Origin of the sequence: Arenibacter sp. F26102 (assembly GCF_023015865.1) — a bacterium.
Taxonomy (GTDB): domain Bacteria; phylum Bacteroidota; class Bacteroidia; order Flavobacteriales; family Flavobacteriaceae; genus Arenibacter.
Map to the genome: position 1 here is coordinate 1 of NZ_JALKBC010000038.1, position 6,039 is coordinate 6,039.

Sequence of the window (6,039 nt, forward strand, 5' to 3'; positions counted from 1 at the left end):
GCTTTCCAAATTTTTGAAAATCATGCTCGAACACAGGTAAATAACACTATTCCGACTACGATTATTTTGCAATTCGGTAGATTACAATCTAATTTACGTCATTATTACCGCTTGAAAAATAAAATTTCTTGGGTCTCGAAATGAACTGTTTGTGTATATCCCTAAATATAGTTGACCGTTTTAGGTTAATATTTCATTGTTAAAAATAGTTATTGTTTTCCTTTTATGTCTTGGCATATCCGGAAATTCCAGTTCAAAATCTATTGGGGACCTGTTATCGATATTATTATGGACCCTTTTGCTGTTGTAATTGGTAACGGCTCTTTTTGTCATTATTTTTAATTGGGCAAACGTTTTTGGCTTCCAATAATCGAGGTATTCTTCCTTTATGGTTCTGTTGATACGTTCTGCATAAGCATTATCTTGACTTGATAGGGCCATACTGACCTTACTGCCGTTGGCCTCCAGTAATTTTATATACTCTTTGTAAGTGTATTGGCTTCCCCGGTCCGAATGATGGATCGTTGGTGCCATATGCTGCCTTAGGGCCATTCTAAGGGCGTTCATATTTGCCGTAGCCCTCATATGATCTGATATATTGTAACCAACAATCTTTTTTGTATAAACATCAATGATAAATACAGCATAATAGTGATCGTTGCCAATAGGAATATAAGTAATGTCCGACTGCCATACCATGGATGGGCGGTCCACCTGCATTCCCTTGATCAGGTTTTGATAATATATTTTGGAAGCAATCGTAGTCTTCCTATAATTTTTCTTTCGTTTTAACCGGTAGCCCAAATCCATCATAAGGTCTATAAAACGATCTCTGCCAATAAAATCGGGCTTTAAGGTCCTGTACATTTTCTCCACCCCACAACCAGGATGATCAGCTCTTAACTCGTCGGCCTCCAGAACAAGCTGGCCTATCTTAGAATCAAAGGCCGATTGCCGCTTTGCATACTGGGCAACCGCCTGTTTGCTGATGCCGACCGTATCATATAACTGGTTCATGGAATAATCTACTTTTTTGATTTTTTCCCTAAACCTGCCGATGGTGGGGTGGAGAAGTTTTTTTTGATATCGATATCAAGTTCTTCCTTGGCGACTTCCATCATAGTCTCCAAATAATCGATCATGATCTGCTTACGCCCTACTGTGGCCTCTAGATCTTTGATCCGCTTTTCCAAATCCTTTACTTTCTGTGAGCTGCTATGTTTCATCTCGACGATCCTAAATCCCTTTTTGTTAAAGGTAGAGAATTTGTAGATCCATCGGTAAATGACCGTACTGGCGACCCCATGCAGTCTTTCAAGTTCGGGAACACTATGTTTTCCACTTTCGAACTCTTGGACCATTTGTACCTTAAATTCCTCTGAATAGACCCTGTGCTTTCTGATCTTACGTACATTTGCTTTCATTGTTTTCCACTTTAAAGTGGTCAACCTATATCAGGGACGTACAACGTACAACCTTCAGTTTTGAACTTTGGACTTTCAACTTTGGACTTTCAACTTTCAACCCATTTTACCATTTAACGGAAATCCCTGTACTTTATCGATTAAGCTAAACTAAACCCCAGTATTGGCTAACTTAGAAGGTTGAAAGCAAATGCTTGGTTGTAGTATTCCCCCCGCTTTACACCCACAAAAATTTTATAATCGCAATGGGATTTATAGTACGTTACAATGTACTACAACTCTGAATAGCCCATTTTTTTTGGATGGAACTGTTATAGGGATATAGTCACAAGTTATTATATCCGTACGTTGTGCGTCAGTTTATAAGACACCTGCTAAAAATCGAAAATAAATGATACAGGGAAATAAAACACTAGACTTTTCAACCAAAGCTTTTTTTATGGCTATGGTAATTTTATTTATTTTAATGCAGGTAGCCTTTCACCCTTCCTATTTGCTATTTTTTCCTCAATTTCATGAATTTAGTTGGATACATCACATACATGGGGCTCTAATGGTATCTTGGGTGGCGATGCTGATTATTCAACCTTATCTTATCATCAAAAAAAAATACAAGTCTCATAGACTTATTGGTAAAATTTCATATTTCACAGCACCATTAGTGTTTATTTCTATGATATTGATTACAAAGCTAAATTATCTCAAAATGGTCGATATAATGCCGTTTAGAGAAGCCGCAGCTTGGCAGTCATTAAACATTATTACTTCATTCAATTTTTTACTTTTCTACTCACTCGCCATTATCCATAAAAAAGATGTCTTTAAACACAAGCGTTACATGATTGGCACAGTGTTTACAATTTTGGGAGCTATTTCTTCCAGATTATTGATTATCATTTTTGGATCGTCTATAGCATTTAATGCCTTTTTTATCTCTGAATATTTTGGCATCAGTATAGTATTACTCCTTTTATTAAATGATGTAAGAAAGAAAGTAAGCCCTATACCCTATACTATTGTAGCAGTCGGTTTGTGTATAAACATCATTAGTATTCATGCACGTTATACAGACGCATGGCAATCAGTAGTAAGATTTATTGTGGATAGTTTTTTTTAAAAAGAATTAAAACTTCTAATAATATCTAAACCCGAAAGAATATTATTAATACCAAGAACAAAAAAACCGAACGCACAACAGCGTATATAACTTATGGCGAGGAATGTGGTCAATTCAAGCTTAGTGTTTTAAGTAAATTTGGTGCAAGCCAACAAGTAAGTGCTTCGAAAACCGTTACAAGTCATATACGCAAAACGTTGTACATAATTATTAAAGAAACTATAAAACAAAACAGAAATACTATGAAAAAAATTACCACAATTCTTATTTGCTTGATTTTTAGCAATGTCAGTTGTCAAGAAACATTAAAGACAAATGACAAATCTTTTATTATAGGTTTAAAAAACTCAAAAGTTGCATCTGTGCAAGAAGTGTCAAAAGGTTTTAATTATATATTAAAGTATCCTAATGAAACTAATTACCCTAATAGACTGAATATTAAACGTGTGAATGGTTTATTGGAATTATCTGTCAATTTCATTAACGGTAGCCAAACCATTTTACCTTTCGAATTTATAACTTATTTCGGAGGATCAGGAGGCTCTTCAGAATTAAGAAAGGAAAGACAAAATGATGAATATACAGTTGGTCAACACGATTTTGATAATGACGGAATAGAGGAAATTTTAATAGGCTTGAAAGATAAATATAGTGACGACTATTCGAGTGTAGATTTTTTTGTTTATAAATACTTTCCTCCATTAAATATAAAAGACACTAATAGAATTGAAAATTGGAAAGTTTATGGTCATTACCAAGCTCCAGATATTTTAGGTGATACGAAAGTTATAGTTAAAGGAGCAAAAGTTTCAGTCATTATGAATGCAGAGGCTGATTTATATATGGAGTGGACTTTTGAAAAAGATGATTTTACTGAAAAAGGACAGATATAAAAAAACTATGTACACAACGTACAAAATTAATTGCTTGGTTAGAGCTTACTTACGAAAGTCCTCACGGACTTTCTTTGCTCGGGAATTATTTACTAAATATATAGCTAAAACACGCAACTAAATCTTGTACAAGACCGTTACCAACAAGGTAAAAACCAACCGCAACTCAAATGATTAAATCTATTTCCATAAAACAAATTGCAACATTTGATAATGATGGAACAACAATAGATAATCTAAAAAAAGTAAACTTTATTTATGGAGCAAATGGTTGTGGAAAAACAACACTTTCAAACTATTTACACGATATAGAAGAAACAAAATTTGAACACTGTTCATTAGATTGGGAAAGTGAACCGATAAAGACTTTAGTCTACAATAAAGAATTCCGAACAAGAAATTTTGGTAATGGAAAACTTGGTGGTGTTTTTACTTTGGGAGAAGCAACCGCAGACCAAATACAAGTAATTGAAGAAAAAGGAACTCTATTAAAAGAATTGAAAACCGAGAGAATCAAAAAAAATGAAACTCTTGAAGGAATATCAAAGAAGAAAGATGAATTAATAATAACTTTCAAAGAGTTTTGTTGGTCTAATATTTATAAAAAATACGAAACCACTTTTAAAGATGCTTTTGTCGGTTTTCAAAATAAAGAAAAATTCAAATCCAAAATTCTACTTGACACTAAAAACAATACTTCTGACCTAAAACAACTTGATTACTTAAAAGAGAAATCTAAAACAGTTTTTGGAGAAAGACCTGAAAATATACCTTTATTAAGTTCTATTCAATTTGCTAGAATTATTGAAATTGAACAATCTAGTATTTGGCAAAAAATAATTATCGGAAAGGCTGATGTTAATATTGCAAAATTAATTCAGAAATTGAACATTAACGATTGGGTTAACCAAGGTCAAAGTTATTTGCAAGAAGATCAAACTTGTCCTTTTTGTCAAGAAAACACAATAACTGAAGATTTCAAAAATCAATTAGTTAGTTTTTTTGATGGAGAATTTATAGAAGATATCAAAACGATTAAAAATTTAAGAGAAGAATACCTTTTGTTGACTTCTAACTTGATAAATGAACTAAATCAACTAGAAACGAATCAAAAAAACGACAAAAACAATAAGCTTGAATTAGAAAAATACTCAGCCTACTTAAAAACATTAATAAGCCAAATTACAGCAAACAAAGAGCTACTAAGCAATAAAGTTAAAGAACCTAGCAGAAGTGTTGAACTAATTAATTTAGATGAGCAATTTGAGCTTATATCAATTCTAATTGGCAATGCAAACTCTGAAATAACTAAAAACAATCTTATAGTAAGTAACTACAATACCGAACGAGAAACATTAATAAAACACGTATGGAAATACTGTTGTAATGAATTCACAACCCAAATAACAAAATTCAATGCAGATAACTCTGGTATTGAAACAGGAATTACTGCATTAAAATCACAAATTCAAGAAAAGCTAAATGCTTGTAATACATTAGATACTGAAATTAAATATTTGAGTAAAAATGTCACTAGTATTCAGCCTGCAATTGACGAAATTAATAGACTTCTAATCAACTATGGTTTTGTTAATTTCAAAATTGTACCTGCTACAGAAGATGGTTTTTATCAAATACAAAGAGAAGATGGAACAATTGCAGAAAAAACTTTAAGTGAAGGAGAAGTTACATTTATTACATTTTTATACTACCTACAATTAACCAAAGGTGGACTTAATGGAGAAAGCGTAAATGATGAACGAATACTTGTTATTGACGACCCAATATCTAGTTTAGATAGTAATGTTCTTTTCATTGTTAGCACATTGGTTAAAGAAATAGCAAAAAAAATAAAAACAGATGAAGGAAATATTAAACAATTGATTTTGTTAACTCATAATGTCTATTTCCATAAAGAAGTGTCCTATGAAGGACTTAATAGAAGAGGTCAAAAACCTTCTTTTTGGATTTTACGAAAAAACAATAATCAATCTATAATTCATTCATACGGAGAGCAAAATCCAATACAATCTTCATATGAACTATTGTGGCGTGAAATAAAGGAATGGGAACACAATTCAGGAATCACTATTCAAAATACTATGAGAAGAATTTTAGAAAATTTCTATAGTATTTTAGGTAATAAAAGGGATGATTTTCTAATTAACAAATTTGAATCTAGAGAAGAAAAAGACATTTGTCGCTCTCTTCTAAGCTGGACAAATGAAGGTTCTCATACTCTTCCTGATGACTTGTATATCGAAGCACCTGATGATACGATTGTGAAATATATAGAAGTGTTTAAGAATATTTTCTATCACACAGAAAACAAAGGACACTACTTAATGATGATGGGAATAGAAGATGAATAATAAAGCCAGTTGGCACCAATGTATAAAAATAATAAGGGTTAAGTGCCAAACCCCCGCTGGCGCGAGCCTGCCTCGCCGTCAGGCAGGCAAGATGCCTGTCTGTATCCTATGGTTAAAACAAATTTATCTTCATAATTTTTTTCTATGGTTCAGGATATATAACCCATTGTATTGACATATGGTGTTCCTCTGCCCACAACGGCGAATGCCCGGGCCAATAATTTGTTCCTTAT

General features: G+C 32.7%; 5 protein-coding genes. 3 read left to right on the plus strand and 2 right to left on the minus strand.

Annotated elements, in window-relative coordinates; translation table 11 throughout:
* Positions 1-180: 180 nt before the first annotated feature.
* Positions 181-1,017, minus strand: coding sequence for an IS3 family transposase (locus MWU78_RS22085; protein WP_247001959.1), 837 nt, complete (start codon positions 1,015-1,017; stop codon positions 181-183).
* Positions 1,018-1,025: 8 nt separating this feature from the next.
* Positions 1,026-1,424 (minus strand): transposase, encoded by a 399-nt coding sequence (locus MWU78_RS22090; protein WP_247001961.1) that lies wholly within the window; start codon positions 1,422-1,424, stop codon positions 1,026-1,028.
* Between the two features lie 391 nt (positions 1,425-1,815).
* Between MWU78_RS22090 and MWU78_RS22095 the strand changes: the two genes are divergently transcribed.
* The 3 genes from MWU78_RS22095 to MWU78_RS22105 all read left to right on the plus strand — a co-directional run bounded on the left by MWU78_RS22095 (position 1,816) and on the right by MWU78_RS22105 (position 5,806).
* The gene (locus tag MWU78_RS22095) at positions 1,816-2,541 is read left to right on the plus strand and encodes a hypothetical protein (RefSeq protein WP_247001963.1); all 726 of its coding nucleotides are present in this window, start codon (positions 1,816-1,818) and stop codon (positions 2,539-2,541) included.
* Between the two features lie 242 nt (positions 2,542-2,783).
* Complete coding sequence (locus MWU78_RS22100; RefSeq protein ID WP_247001965.1) at positions 2,784-3,434, plus strand: hypothetical protein; 651 nt, start codon at positions 2,784-2,786, stop codon at positions 3,432-3,434.
* A gap of 170 nt (positions 3,435-3,604) precedes the next feature.
* A complete protein-coding gene (locus MWU78_RS22105) occupies positions 3,605-5,806 on the plus strand; it encodes an AAA family ATPase (protein WP_247001967.1) in 2,202 nt (733 codons plus the stop codon).
* Positions 5,807-6,039: the final 233 nt, after the last annotated feature.

Excerpts from the sequence above, each read along its gene's own strand:
- MWU78_RS22085 (WP_247001959.1), bottom strand. The coding sequence starts at position 1,017 with ATGAACCAGTTATATGATACGGTCGGCATCAGCAAACAGGCGGTTGCC.
- MWU78_RS22090 (WP_247001961.1), bottom strand. The coding sequence starts at position 1,424 with ATGAAAGCAAATGTACGTAAGATCAGAAAGCACAGGGTCTATTCAGAG.
- MWU78_RS22095 (WP_247001963.1), top strand. The coding sequence starts at position 1,816 with ATGATACAGGGAAATAAAACACTAGACTTTTCAACCAAAGCTTTTTTT.
- MWU78_RS22100 (WP_247001965.1), top strand. The coding sequence starts at position 2,784 with ATGAAAAAAATTACCACAATTCTTATTTGCTTGATTTTTAGCAATGTC.
- MWU78_RS22105 (WP_247001967.1), top strand. The coding sequence starts at position 3,605 with ATGATTAAATCTATTTCCATAAAACAAATTGCAACATTTGATAATGAT.